The 12,786-nt window shown below is 72.0% G+C and carries 10 protein-coding genes; 2 read left to right on the forward strand and 8 right to left on the reverse strand.

The window, feature by feature from the left end:
- Positions 1–533: 533 nt before the first annotated feature.
- Positions 534–1,214, reverse strand: coding sequence for a histidine phosphatase family protein (locus GWI24_RS29675; protein WP_210948966.1), 681 nt, complete (start codon positions 1,212–1,214; stop codon positions 534–536).
- A gap of 121 nt (positions 1,215–1,335) precedes the next feature.
- Complete coding sequence (locus GWI24_RS29680; protein WP_247617048.1) at positions 1,336–2,349, reverse strand: MASE1 domain-containing protein; 1,014 nt, start codon at positions 2,347–2,349, stop codon at positions 1,336–1,338.
- 328 nt (positions 2,350–2,677) lie between these two features.
- Here GWI24_RS29680 and GWI24_RS29685 point away from each other — a divergent pair, with 328 nt between their 5' ends.
- Entirely contained in the window at positions 2,678–4,906 is a 2,229-nt protein-coding gene (locus GWI24_RS29685) for an RICIN domain-containing protein (RefSeq protein WP_247617049.1), read from the forward strand.
- A gap of 168 nt (positions 4,907–5,074) precedes the next feature.
- Positions 5,075–5,857, forward strand: coding sequence for an alpha/beta fold hydrolase (locus tag GWI24_RS29690; RefSeq protein WP_210948967.1), 783 nt, complete (start codon positions 5,075–5,077; stop codon positions 5,855–5,857).
- Here the strand turns inward: GWI24_RS29690 and GWI24_RS29695 are convergent.
- The 6 genes from GWI24_RS29695 to GWI24_RS29720 form a co-directional block, all read right to left on the reverse strand.
- On the reverse strand, positions 5,841–6,539 hold the full coding sequence (locus GWI24_RS29695) for a lytic transglycosylase domain-containing protein (protein WP_210948968.1): 699 nt from the start codon (positions 6,537–6,539) through the stop codon (positions 5,841–5,843). The two genes, GWI24_RS29690 and GWI24_RS29695, sit on opposite strands and share 17 nt — an antisense overlap.
- Before the next feature lie 84 nt (positions 6,540–6,623).
- Entirely contained in the window at positions 6,624–7,313 is a 690-nt protein-coding gene (locus tag GWI24_RS29700) for a DedA family protein (protein ID WP_210948969.1), read from the reverse strand.
- 236 nt (positions 7,314–7,549) lie between these two features.
- On the reverse strand, positions 7,550–8,029 hold the full coding sequence (locus tag GWI24_RS29705) for a DoxX family protein (RefSeq protein ID WP_210948970.1): 480 nt from the start codon (positions 8,027–8,029) through the stop codon (positions 7,550–7,552).
- A gap of 138 nt (positions 8,030–8,167) precedes the next feature.
- Positions 8,168–10,141: an FAD/NAD(P)-binding domain-containing protein gene (locus GWI24_RS29710; protein ID WP_210948971.1), complete on the reverse strand. Its 1,974-nt coding sequence runs from the start codon at positions 10,139–10,141 to the stop codon at positions 8,168–8,170.
- Between the two features lie 321 nt (positions 10,142–10,462).
- Entirely contained in the window at positions 10,463–12,256 is a 1,794-nt protein-coding gene (locus tag GWI24_RS29715; RefSeq protein ID WP_210948972.1) for an alkaline phosphatase D family protein, read from the reverse strand.
- Between the two features lie 106 nt (positions 12,257–12,362).
- Positions 12,363–12,786 (reverse strand): HNH endonuclease family protein (locus tag GWI24_RS29720; RefSeq protein ID WP_210948973.1); only part of this gene is annotated, 424 nt, incomplete at its 5' end.

The following is a 12,786-nucleotide window of genomic DNA, read 5'->3' on the forward strand; positions in this document are numbered from 1 at the left end:
GCCGGGTCCGCGGTGGCCGGACGCAGGGGAATGACGCGGGCTCGGTTCGACGCGTGGCTGCTCACCCCCTCAGGGTAGGAGCGTCGCGCCCGACGGGAAGGGGACAACGTTCTGCCCTTGGCGAATCGCTCATGTGTTCGGCGTGGGGCGGATGGCGTGAACCGGGCCGCGCACACCCCGCGCATCCCCGGCGAGGAGCCCCGTTGTCAGTGCCGGGCCCTAGCGTATGGCTGTCCTTATTCACGCTTGCTGGGCTGCTTGCGTAACTCGGACACGGCGGGGGCCGGGCCCAACAGCGCGGGTCCGGCCCCCGGCGGAAAGACGGTTCGACCGCCCGGGGCCACGGGGCCACCGGGCCGGGTCAGGAGGTGATCCGCAGCTCCGGCGGATAGCCGGTCCAGCGCAGTGGCGCGGGGGCTTGCTGGGCTGCTTGCGTAACTCGGACACGGCGGGGGCCGGGCCCAACAGCGCGGGTCCGGCCCCCGGCGGAAAGACGGTTCGACCGCCCGGGGCCACGGGGCCAGGGGGCCGGGTCAGGAGGTGATCCGCAGCTCCGGCGGATAGCCGGTCCAGCGCAGTGGCGCGGGCAGGTGCGCCATGTCGTTGGAGAAGAGCACCGAGGGCGGCCGGCCGGGCGGGGGACAGCGGATGACCGTCAGCGCCGCGTTGCACTGGTTGAGGCCGAGCCAGCGCCACTCCGGGGCGTCGAGCACGGCCCGGACCAGCCAGCCGATGAGGAAGTTGTGCGTGACGACCAGCTCATGGCGGTCCTCGGGCCCGTCCACCGGACCCGTGAAGCGCTCCTCGGCGGCACGGGCCAGCAGCGGGCCGCGGGCGCGCTCTTCGGGGGGAAAGCGATGGACGAATTCGAGCAGGAAGTCGGCGGAATCGGCGGGTAGTTCGTCTCGCCGGGGCGTGTACGGCACATAGTCCCCGGCCGGTTCGCAGACATGGGCCGGTACGCCGTCGAGTTGGTCGCCGATCAGCCGGGCGGTCTCGGCCGCCCGGGGCAGCGGGCCGTGGTGGATCGCCGACAGCGGAACGCCCCGGAGCCGCTCGCCGAGCAGCGTGGCCTGGCGGCGGCCGGTGGGCGTGAGCGCGCCTTCGTCCGGTGTGGCCTCGCCGTGGCGGGTCAGATAGAGATAGCGGGTGGCGTGGGGTGTGTGGGTCGCGTGAGTCGTGTGAGTCGTGTGAGTCGTTTGGGTCGCGGTCATGGTCCCTGTCCGTCGAGAGTCGCTGGAAGGGACGGTCGGTGAGGGGCAGCAGGTTCCGGCGGTGTCCCGCCAGCTCGAGCGCTATCTGAGGGCGCGTCCGGCGGCACCGTAGTACGGCCCGTTACCGCCTGTCCGGGGATCTCCGTTCGCCCCCGGGCGGGAGGGGCTCGTCCGGGGTCAGGCGGAAGACCACGTCGGCCAGCTGGGCGCAGACGCGTTCGATCTGGCGGCGGGTGGCGTTGCGTTCGGTGATGATCGCGGACAGGAGCAGGGCCGTCAGGGCCGTCGAGCCGTTGAACGCCTGCAGGGTGACCATCCGGGCCGGGAGCGAGTGGTCGGAGAACGGGCCGGTGCCCTCCGCCGTCGAGGCGATCGCGAGGACCGTGACGATGAGCGAGCACGGGGCGGCGCCCGCGAGCTGGAAGCGCAGGGCGCCCCAGATCAGGAACGGGAAGACCAGGAAGAGCAGGCTGACCTCCGTCCGCGTGGCCACCAGTGTGACGGCCGCCGTGCCCAGCACCAGGGCCACCGCCTCCAGCAGACGGTACGGGCCGACGCCGCGCGGGAGCCGGGCGCCGCGGAGCACCAGCAGTACGGGGGTGATCACCAGGACGCCCATGGCGTCGCCCGTCCACCACACCGACCAGGCGGTCCAGAAGCCCCCCGCGGCGAGCGCGCCCGACAGCAGAAGCGCGGCGGTGCCCACCGTGGCGCTGATCAGCATGCCCGCCAGGGCGCCGAGGAAGACCAGGGCCAGCGCGTCCCGCAGCCGGTCCACGGCGGGCCGGAAGCCCACGCGCCGCAGCAGCAGATAGGAGCAGACCGGGGCCAGGGTGTTGCCCGCCACGATCGCGAGGACCGCCAGGGGCGACGGGCCGATGGGGGCGTTGACCGCGACGGCGCCGAGGGCGATGCCCGGCCAGGCCATGGGGCCCAGCGTCAGCAGACAGGCCAGGGCGATTCCGGTCGGCGGCCACAGCGGGGTGACCTGACCGCGCACCAGCTCCTGGAGCAGTCCGATCCTGGCGCCCGCGTAGTAGAGGGCGGCGACGGCCACGAGCCGCAGCGCGGTGGCGCGATGGCGCCGGAGGCTGCTGTTCCGCAGGATTCCCATATCGCGCGCCACAGCCGCCATCAGACTACGGGCGCCCTCGGCCGGCGCGGCTGACACGCGGCCCTGGGGCCGGGCTCGCCCGTACGCAGCACAGTCCGGCCCGTACGCCGTACGGGCAGCCTCGCCCGTACGCCGCCACAGCCGCGCCCGTACGGCTCACCTGAGCACAATTTCACAGCTTGACTTAAGGCTCGTATTGACACCGGAATCCCATGGTCATACCGTCCTCAAAGCCGCGGTACAGACCAGCCAACTCGCCCGAAACAAGGGATCGTTGGCACGCGCGGCGGCCGCCCTGTGACCGCACCGGGGCGCTCTTCCCCCACCCTCACCAGGAGAGGCTTCCGTGATGCGAAGACCGGCACGATCCGCGAAACGCCCCAGGCCCCCAAGAGCCCCCAGGCCCCGGAGGACCGCTCTGCTGGCCGTCTTCGCCCTGCTCACCGCCCTCTGCGGCGCCCTGGCGACGGCCCCCGGAGCGAGTGCCAAGGCCGCGGCGCTGCCGACGGGCTGGGCCACCGCCGTCAACAAGGGCAGCGGCAAGTGCGTGGACGCGCGCGGCGCGGCGACGGTGAACGGCACCGCCGTCCAGCAGTACGCGTGCAACAACTCCGCCGCCCAGCTGTGGAAGTTCGAGGCCACGGGCGACGGCTACGTCCGCGTCGACAACCGTAACGACACCGCCCAGGCGTGGGACGTGACGGACGTGTCCACCGCCGACGGCGCCGCCGTCCAGCTGTGGACCTACGGTGGCGGCGACAACCAGCAGTGGCAGGCCGTGGACGAGGGCGGCGGGGCGTATCACTTCGTCAACCGGCACAGCGGCAAATGCCTCGACGTGCCCAGCGCCTCCACCCAGGACGGGACGCAGCTCCAGCAGTACGCATGCAACGGCAGCGCCGCCCAGTCCTTCCAGGTGGCCGAGGTCTCCGGCGACCCGGGCGGCCCCGACCTCGGCCCGAACGTCGCCGTCTTCGATCCGACGATGCCCGCGTCGACCATTCAGAGCCGGCTGAACTCCATCTTCCAGCAGCAGGAGCGGAACCAGTTCGGCTCCAACCGCTATGCGGTGCTCTTCAAGCCGGGCACCTACAGCGCCGACGTCAACGTGGGCTTCTACACGCAGGTGCTGGGCCTGGGGATGTCACCGGACGATGTGACCATCAACGGCGCGGTGCACGCCGAGGCCGACTGGTTCCAGGGGAACGCGACCCAGAACTTCTGGCGCGGCGCGGAGAACCTGTCCGTGACCCCCACCTCGGGCACCGACCGCTGGGCGGTCTCCCAGGCCGCGCCGTACCGCCGGATGCATGTCCGCGGTTCGCTCCAGCTCGATGACGGCGGCTGGTCCAGCGGTGGATTCATGGCCGATACGAAGATCGACGGCCAGGTGCGCTCCGGCTCGCAGCAGCAGTGGCTCTCCCGGAACACCCAGTGGGGAAGCTGGTCCGGGTCCAACTGGAACATGGTGTTCGTCGGGGCCGTCAACGCGCCCTCGGGGAACTTCCCCAATCCGCCCTTCACGGTGGTGAACCAGACCCCGACCGTCCGGGAGAAGCCCTTCCTCTACGTGGACCAGGCGGGCGCCTACAAGGTCTTCGTGCCCGCGATGCGGTCGGATTCCCAGGGCACCACCTGGGCCGGTGGCGCTCCGGCGGGGTCGTCGCTGCCCATCGACCAGTTCTTCATCGCCAAGCCCGGGGTCTCCGCGTCGGCCATCAACGCCGCGCTCGCGCAGGGCAAGCATCTGCTGTTCACCCCGGGGGTCTACCACCTCAGTGAGACGCTGAAGGTGACCCGGCCCGACACGGTCGTCCTCGGCCTCGGGCTCGCCACCCTCGTCCCCGACAACGGCGTGACCGCGATGTCCGTCGCCGACGTCGACGGGGTCAAGGTGGCGGGGTTGCTCTTCGACGCCGGTCCGGTGAACTCCGCGACGCTGATGGAGGTGGGCCCGAGCGGGGCCGGTGCGAAGCACGCGGCGAATCCGACGTCCCTGCACGATGTGTTCTTCCGGGTCGGCGGGGCCGGGGTCGGCAAGGCGTCCAAGAGCCTGGTGGTCAACAGCTCGAACGTGATCGGCGACCATCTGTGGATCTGGCGGGCCGACCACGGTGACGGCGTCGGCTGGAACACCAACACCGCCGCCAACGGCCTGATCGTCAATGGTGACGACGTCACCATGTACGGCCTGTTCGTCGAGCACTATCAGCAGTACCAGACGATCTGGAACGGCAACGGCGGCCGGACCTACTTCTACCAGAACGAAATGCCCTACGACCCGCCCAACCAGGGCGCCTGGATGAACGGGAACACCCAGGGCTACGCCGCCTACAAGGTGGGGCCGAACGTCACCAGCCATGAGGCGTGGGGGCTGGGCAGCTACTGCTACTTCAATGTGAATCCGGGTGTTGTCGCGGCCCGCTCCTTCGAGGTCCCCGACACCCCGGGCGTCCGCTTCCACCACATGGTCACCGTGTCGCTCGGCGGCACCGGCACCATCAGCCATGTCATCAACAACACGGGCGGGCCGTCCAATTCCGGCAACAATGTGGCGAACCTCGTGAACTATCCGTAGCACCCTCCGCCACACGGACGGCCCCGTGCCCGCGATACGGCCCCTTCCCGGGTCGTATCGCGGGCACGCATATGCGCATCGGGCTTGCCCACCCGAAGCGGGAGACGTCACCGTTGTCCCCCACGGGCACGCGCCGCGCGCCCGTATTCGACTGGGACCGGAGGTGCCATGGGACCGATCGTTCCACCCCTCGTTCCACCGTACGAAACTGTCGGCGACGGGCCGCACCATGTGATGGCCGTGCACGGCTGGTTCTCGGACCGGGCCGCGTACGCCGCGATGCTGCCGCACGTCGACCGGCGCGGGTTCACCTATGTGCTGCCCGATCTGCGCGGCTACGGCGAGGCGCGCGACATCCCCGGCGCGTACACCACCGGCGAGGCCGGGGGCGATCTGCTCGCGCTCGCCGATCACCTCGGCTGGGAGCGGTTCTCGCTCATCGGCCACTCGATGGGCGCGGCCGTCGTCCAGCGCGTCCTGGCGGCCGCCCCGGACCGGGTCCGTCGGCTGGTCGGGGTCGCGCCGGTGCCGGCCAGCGGGGTGCCGATGGAGGGCGAGCAGTGGCAGCTGTTCGCGGCCGCCGCCGACCGCCCGGAGAACCGCCGGGAGATCATCGACCTCACCACCGGCGGCCGCCACCCGGACGCCTGGCTGGATCTGATGGTGCGGCACTCACTGGAGCACAGCGACCCCAAGGCGCTGCGCGCATGGCTGGACTCCTGGGCGCTGGAGGACTTCCACGAGGACATAGCCGGTGCCCAGGTGCCGGTCCGGATCGTGGTCGGCGCCCACGACCCGGCGCTCACGGCGGAGGTGATGCGGCAGACCTGGCTGCGCTGGTACGTCAACGCCGAGCTGGTGGAGCTGGAGTACGCCGGGCACTACCCCGCCGATGAGACACCGCAGGAACTCGTACGGGCCGTGGAGGACTTCATCACGGCCGACGCGTAGCCGCCGGTGAGGAGCCGGAGGCGGGCCCGGACGGATCGCCGGAGGGCGAGGGGGAGGCCGGTGTGGAGGGTGAGGCGGAGGCACTGCTGGTGTGCTTCGCCTCGCTCTCCCGGTACCTCTCCTCGCTCTTCCGGTACTTGGGCAGCAGCTCCTTTAAGATCTTGTCGACGTACTCCCGCGTCTCGAGGATCTTCGGGATGCCGCGCGCCCGGAGCACCGCGTTCGGCCCCGCGTTGTACGCCGCGAGCGCGAGCCGGGTCGCCCCGAGCCCGGCCTTGCCGCCCGGGACCACCTTGACCACGTCGTACAGATGGCACATGTAGCGGGCCTGTGAGGGGATGGCGTCGCGGGGCTCCCAGATGTCGGCCTCGCCGTCGCCGTCGCCGTCCTGGCCCCACTCCTTCCAGGTGACCGGGGAGAACTGCGAAATGCCCTGGGCGTGCCCGGAGTCCGCGTCCCGGCGCCAGCCGCTCTCCGCGTCGATCTGGGCGGCCAGCAGCGGCACGCTCAGCGGGGAGCAGGCGCGGACCGCGGCCTCCACGACGGGGCGCCTGGCATCGGGGATCACCGGCAGCTCGGGCTCCGAGGGTGCGGTGAGATGCCGTACGACCAGGACCGCGGCGACGACCAGGGCGAGGCCGGCGAGGAACGCGGCGACCATCCCGGCGGCGCGGGTCAGCATGCCGGAACCGGCACGATGGGGGTACGCATGCAGGGACCGTAGCCGGTATCGCGGGCCGATCCGTAATCGGTCGCCGACACGGCCCTACCGCGCCTGGTGGACGCCGGGCAGCGGCTGCCCGGCCGGACCCGCGGGGAGCGGACCTGTCTCACCCTCAGCCGGACGCTTCATCACATACGCCGCACCGGCGCCCGCCCCGAACAGCGCGAGCACCGAGACCGCCGTGCCCAGCCAGGTGGCGCCGAGCCACTGGCCGCCGACATAGCCGAGGGCCACGCTGTACGCCGCCCAGGCGAGCCCGGCCACCGCCGACCACGGCAGGAATTCCTTCACCCTCCGGTGGGCCGCACCCGCGCTCAGGCTGACGACCGAGCGTCCCGCGGGCGCGAAGCGGGCTATCACCACGAGCGGACCGCCGCCGCGCACCAGCGCGGTGCCCAACTTCTCCTGGGCGGAGGTGAGTCGGCGGGAGCGGGCGATGGCGCGGTCGAGCCGGTCGCTGCCGCGCCAGGCCAGCCGGTAGGCGACCATGTCCCCGAGGACGGAGGCGGTCGCGGCGCACAGCATCAGCCCGAACATGGCGGGGAAGTCGGCCGCGCCGGCCTGGCGCACCACGCCGACGGCGTCAACGGTGGTGCCGGCGGCCGCGGTGGCGGCGGTGATGACCAGAACTCCGCTGGGCAGAACGGGCAGAAAGACATCGAGCAGGACGGATGCCCCGATCACCGCATAGATCCATGGGGTGTTGGTCAGCGACCCCAAATGTTCCAACAACGTTCTACTCCCGATCCCGGTCCCCCCGCTGCGCATGTCGCCGGGAAGCGGCAGGCGTCAGCCTGTAACAGCCATACAGCGTACGCCTGTGACTGAAGAGGATAACGGTAAGGGGTGTGATGATGTTGTTCGAATCACGCCATGCGGGGCGTTCGACCCCGCATGGCGTGATGGGTGACGTGATGTCGAATGGGTGGAACTGACGGCTGGACGAGGTGGCGTCCGGCTGCCGTCCGTCAGACCCGGGACGGCTCGCGCCGCGCTTCCGGCGCCGTCCCGCTCGCGCGGGCCGAGCCGAATATCCGGTCCAGCGCCCAGGGGCCGGGGCCGGTGAAGACGATCAGCAGCAGGGCCCAGCAGAACATCGCGGCGGGCTCGCCGCCGTTCTGAATGGGCCACAGCTTCTCGGGCTGGTGCTCGTGGAAGTACGCGTAGGCCATCGAGCCCGAGGAGATGAAGGCCGCGCTGCGGCTGCCGACGCCGAGCATCACCAGCGCGCCGCCGACGAGCTGGATGACGGCCGCGTACCAGCCCGGCCAGGTGCCGGCCTCGATGGTCTTGCCGGTGCCCATCATGCCGCCGAACCAGCCGAGCAGCGACGAGGCGCCGTGGCAGAAGAACAGCAGCCCGACCACGATGCGGAAGAGGGAGAGGACGTACGGCTTGGCGCTGTCGAGCGCCTCGCCGAGGGTGCGGGGGGTGGGGGAAGAAGGCATGGGAGGGGAGCTCCTTGCTCCTGGGGACGGGGAACAGCGGAACGCCAGGTTAGGTTCCCCTCACCTTTTGTTGCAAGTTCAAGTTCCTGCCAATGTGAGTCCCCCGGAGGCCCTTTTCTGACGTTCTGAACCCGCTACTCAGAGCCCCACGGTGCACATCGGGGCACCTTCCTGCCGGGGCTCCCGCGCGGTCATCACGCGCAGCACCGCCCGTGCCACGGCGTCCGTGTCGCAGAGGGTGACGGAGTTCACGCCCGGCCGCGCGCCCGCGGCCGTCACCCAGTGGACCCCCTCGGTCGGCACCCCGAGGGCGAACCGCCGCGGATGCGGGCGGCCCTGGGCGTCCACCAGCCGGTAGGGGGCGGTGGTGACATCGAGGCCGCCGGTCTCATAGCCCTCCACCCGGTGCGGACGGCACTGCCCGGTCTCCAGCAGATGGATCAGCAACTCATCGGCGGTCCGGCGCACATCCGGCTCCGGCAGCCGCGCCTCGATCAGCGTCGTGGCCGCCACCGGCGGACCCGGCACCTCGGCCGACCGGGCGGCGAAACCAGCCTCGTCGGCCCCTTGGTCCGGACTTTCCAAGGTCACTTCAAGCCGCGGGCCGAGGACGTCCAGGACCCCCGCCTCGATCAGCGCGGCCATCTCCTCGATCCGGCGGCGCGGCGGGCCGATCGAGAGGAAGGCGTTGAGCGGGGTGTACCAGCGGTCCAGATGGGCGCGGCGGGACGCCCCCGTCAGCCCGCCGTGGTCGACGATCAGGCGCAGCTCGTTGCGGAGGTCGCGCAGTACGTCGAGGGCGGCCTTGACCGGGCCCTCGACATTGCCCAGCCGTGCGTGCGCCACGTCCTGGTGGGCGTAGGCCAGCAGCCACCGCCGGAATTCGTCACGCCCCGTGAACCGGCGTCCGCGGTACGGCTGGGCCACCGCGTCCCAGGACCAGCGCTCCGCCTCCGGAATGCCGTACTCCGCGAGCACGGCGGCCTCTTCGGGGCTGCCGTGCTCGGTGGCCAAAAAGTGACGCCTGAAGGGTGCTGGGATGAACGGGGCGGGGGTTCCGGAGCCGAGTTCGGGTGCCTCCGGGGCGGCCGGGGCGTGGGTGTCGGGGGCGCGGAGGGCCAGCAGCGTCTCGTAGTAGACCGTCTCGGACTCCTTGGCCACGAGTGGCCATATCTCGGTGAGGAAGTCCGGCGGATCGCCCGCGTCCGCGCGCTTGCGGAAGTGGCCGAGCACATCGGGGGTCAGCAGCAGCGGGGTGTGCCGGCCGCACGGCCCCTTCGCGTTGTCGCCCCGTGCGTGGTACGGGATGCCGCGCCGCGACCCCGCGTACAGCCGTGGCTCGAGCCCCGAGGGCCGGTAGACCAGACCGCCGTGCGCGTGTGGGACGAAGGTGCCGCCCCGGCCCGCCGTCAGCAGCGTCATGTGGTCGAAGAAGTTGAGGCCGAGACCGCGCAGCAGCACCGGCTCGCCCGGCGCGATGAGCGACAAGTCGACATCGGCGGGGTTGGCGGGCGGGTAGTAGCGCAGCCCGTGCCGCTCCGCGTGGGCCGCGTACCGCCGCTCCGTGGCGTCGGCGGCCGCCGGCAGATGGCCCTGCGCCAGGACGACCGCGCGCAGCCCCTCCAGACGGCTCCCGTCATCCAGCGTCAGCACCTGCGTGCCGTCGGCCCGTTCCTCCAGCCGTACGGCGCGGGCCCGGTGCGCCCGGACGGTCACGGTGTCCGGCGCACCCCGCACCACCTCGCCGAACACCCACTCCAGATAGCGGCCGTACAGCGCGCGGCTGGGGTAGTCGTCCGGGCCGAGGCCGGGCGCCAGGCCGCGCGCGCTGACCCATTCGTACAGGCTCGGTCCGGTCCGCACCGGCCCGCCGCATTCGACGCTCGCATCGGTGAACAGGGTGACCTGCGAGGCCACGGTGTTCATCAGCAACTCGTCCGGCTGGGCGGTGCGCCAGACCCGTCCCGCGCCGGGCGGGGAGGGGTCCACCATGTGCACGGTCAGCGGGGTGCCGGGCGCCAGCTCCGGGGCCGAGGCGCACAGGCGCTCCAGCACGCTGGTGCCGCGCGGCCCGGCGCCGACGACGGCTATCGCGTGGGGGTCTCCGGCCAAGGCTGTGTCTCCCGGGGCAGATGTGACGCAGGATGCGCGCCCATCATGCCGCCCGCTCGACGCGAATCGACCCGGTCTTCGGAACCTGCCGCTCCGTTGTGGCCTGTATCACGGACGTATGCCGCCATCACATGACGTACGGCGCGGAACGGTGCCCAAAGGGTCGGCTACGGCGTCCGGCGGACCACGCGGCGGAGCCGCATATCGATCCACGCGGCGGAGCCGCATATCGATACTTCCCCCTCCCCGCCCCTTGATCCCGGGGTCAAGGGGCGGGGCGGGGAGCAGCCCGCCGCAGGCCTCGAGGTCGGTCGGACACCCTTAGCCCGCCCAGTCCGTCTCCAGCGCCGCCACCAGCCGGGCGCCGCCGCCCGAGGGGTCCGACTGCGCCTGGTCCAGCCGCAGATGCGCGGTACGGCCCCGGAGGGTCAGCGTCATCAGCTGGTTGCCGAACCAGGGCCCGCCCGTCTTGTGCCAGCTCAAGCGGGGGTGCGGCACCCGCCCATGGCGCCGGAACGCCCGGCCCAGGGCGCGGCCCGCGGCGCTCCAGCCGAAGCGGAAGCCGAGCCGTATCGAGGCGTAGATGCTGTTGTGGACCGGGGAGCAGGTCAACTGGCGCACCTGGCTGCGGGGCGGCCGGGACGGCCACCGCGACCAGTCCGGGGTGGCCACATAGGCGTGGTGCACATCGCCGGAGAGCACGCTGATCGTGGCGGGCGCCCCCGGCGCGCCGCCCACCTCGGCGATGGTGTCGGTGAGCGCGTCGAAGGACTCGGGGAACGCCGCCCAGTGCTCCAAGTCGCCGCGCTGCCGCAGGTCCTCGGCGATCCGCGCCCAGCGCCCACCGCGTCTGCCGCCGCACACCGAGGCGTTCCACGCCTCCACGTCATGCACGAAGTGCGGCAGCAGCCAGGGCAGCGAGGTGCCGAGCAGCAGATGGTCGTAGCCGCCCTCGCGGTGACCGCCGTCGGGACCTTCTTCGTAGCCGCCGGAGGCCACCCCGGGCCCGTCCGGGCCAGGCTTGTCCGGGCCGGGGAGGCCGGGCGCGCCGCCCACGCCGTCCATGGCCTGTTCGCGCACCCAGGCGAGCTCCTTGTCGGTCAGCATCGCCCGCCGGCCCTCCTCGAGCACCCGCGCCGCGCGGGTGTCGACCATCAGCAGCCGGGTGCGGCCGAAGTCGCGGCGGTAGCTCCAGCGGGTGTACCCCGGATCGGCGTCGGCGCGGGCGGCGAACTCCCGCAGCGCCTCGGTGCCGTCCTCCGCCGCGCGCACCTCCGCGTAGAGCGGGTCGGCGGCCAGTTCGGCGGGGGAGAGGTTGCCCAGGTGCTGATGGACCCAGTAGGACATCAGCCCGCTCAGTATCCGCTCCCGCCACCACGGGGTGGCGCGCATCCGGCGCTGCCATGCCTCGCTGGTGTTCCAGTCGTCGATGACGTCGTGGTCGTCGAAGATCATGCAGCTGGGGACGGTGGAGAGCAGCCAGCGCACCTCGGGGTCCAGCCAGGACTCGTAGTAGAGCCGGGTGTACTCCTCGTAGTCCGCCACCTGCTCACCCGGCGGCTCGCTCAGATCGCGGCGCTCGGCCAGCCAGCGGCGGGTCTCGGCGGAGGTCTCGTCCGCGTACACCTGGTCGCCCAGCAGCACCAGCACATCGGGGCGCGGGGCCTCCGGGGCGCGGGCGAGCGCCTGCGCGAGGGTGTCGAGCGCGTCGGGCCCCACGGGGTCGTGCGAGGCGTCGGAGGGCGGCGCGGCCCATCGGCAGGAGCCGAAGACCACGCGCACGGGCGCGCGGTCCGTGGCGTCCGCGCCCGGGGCTGGGTCCGGGGCCGGGGTGCGGATGGTGCTGTCGGGGAACGGGGAGTCCGGCAGCGGCCAGACCTGCTCGCCGTCCAGCAGCACCCGGTAGGCGGTCTCGCCGCCCGGCCGCAGCCCGGTGACCGGGATCAGGGCGTAGTGGTGGCCCGCGATCCGCCAGGTGCGGGCGGTGCCGCCCGCGCCGTCGGCGCACCGCACCTCGGCCTCACAGGGCCGGTCGGCCTCGACCCAGACGGTCGCGCCGGTGCCGCTCTCCCAGTCGACATGGCGCAGCAGTGGTCCCAGGCGCAGCCCGGCCATCCGGACCTCCTCCGTCGTTCTTCGATGTGCTCGTCATGCGTACGGTACGGAACGACGGAGGAGGTGCGGCGGTTCCTCCGGGCGGTGCGCCGGGTGGAGTGGTGTCTCAGCAGCCGTTGAGGATGCCGCTGAGCGCGGACTTCTCGGCCGAGTCGAGGGTGAGCTTGTAGGTGTACTTCACCGAGACCCACATGCGGGCGTACATGCAGTGGTAGGCGCTCCGGGGCGGCAGCCACTCGGCGGGGTCCTGGTCGCCCTTGGACTGGTTGACGTTGTCCGTCACGGCGATGAGCTGGGAGTGGGTCAGGTCGTTGGCGAACGCCTGGCGCTGGGCGGTGGTCCAGCTGTTGGCGCCGGACTTCCACGCCTCGGAGAGCGGCACGACGTGGTCGATGTCCACGTCGCCGGAGGCGGACCAGGTCTCGCCGTCGTACTCGGAGTACCAGGTGCCGCTGGTGGCCGCGCAGCTGGAGTCGGTCTGGACGTTCTCGCCGTCGCGCTTGAGGACTTCCTCGCGGGTGTTGCAGGCG

This window comes from Streptomyces sp. MK37H, from assembly GCF_018035285.1.
Taxonomy (GTDB): domain Bacteria; phylum Actinomycetota; class Actinomycetes; order Streptomycetales; family Streptomycetaceae; genus Streptomyces; species Streptomyces endocoffeicus.

Coding starts and splice junctions, on each gene's coding strand:
- GWI24_RS29675 (WP_210948966.1), bottom strand. CDS start 1,214: ATGACCGCGACCCAAACGACTCACACGACTCACACGACTCACGCGACC.
- GWI24_RS29680 (WP_247617048.1), bottom strand. CDS start 2,349: ATGGCGGCTGTGGCGCGCGATATGGGAATCCTGCGGAACAGCAGCCTC.
- GWI24_RS29685 (WP_247617049.1), top strand. CDS start 2,678: ATGCGAAGACCGGCACGATCCGCGAAACGCCCCAGGCCCCCAAGAGCC.
- GWI24_RS29690 (WP_210948967.1), top strand. CDS start 5,075: ATGGGACCGATCGTTCCACCCCTCGTTCCACCGTACGAAACTGTCGGC.
- GWI24_RS29695 (WP_210948968.1), bottom strand. CDS start 6,539: ATGCTGACCCGCGCCGCCGGGATGGTCGCCGCGTTCCTCGCCGGCCTC.
- GWI24_RS29705 (WP_210948970.1), bottom strand. CDS start 8,029: ATGCCTTCTTCCCCCACCCCCCGCACCCTCGGCGAGGCGCTCGACAGC.
- GWI24_RS29715 (WP_210948972.1), bottom strand. CDS start 12,256: ATGGCCGGGCTGCGCCTGGGACCACTGCTGCGCCATGTCGACTGGGAG.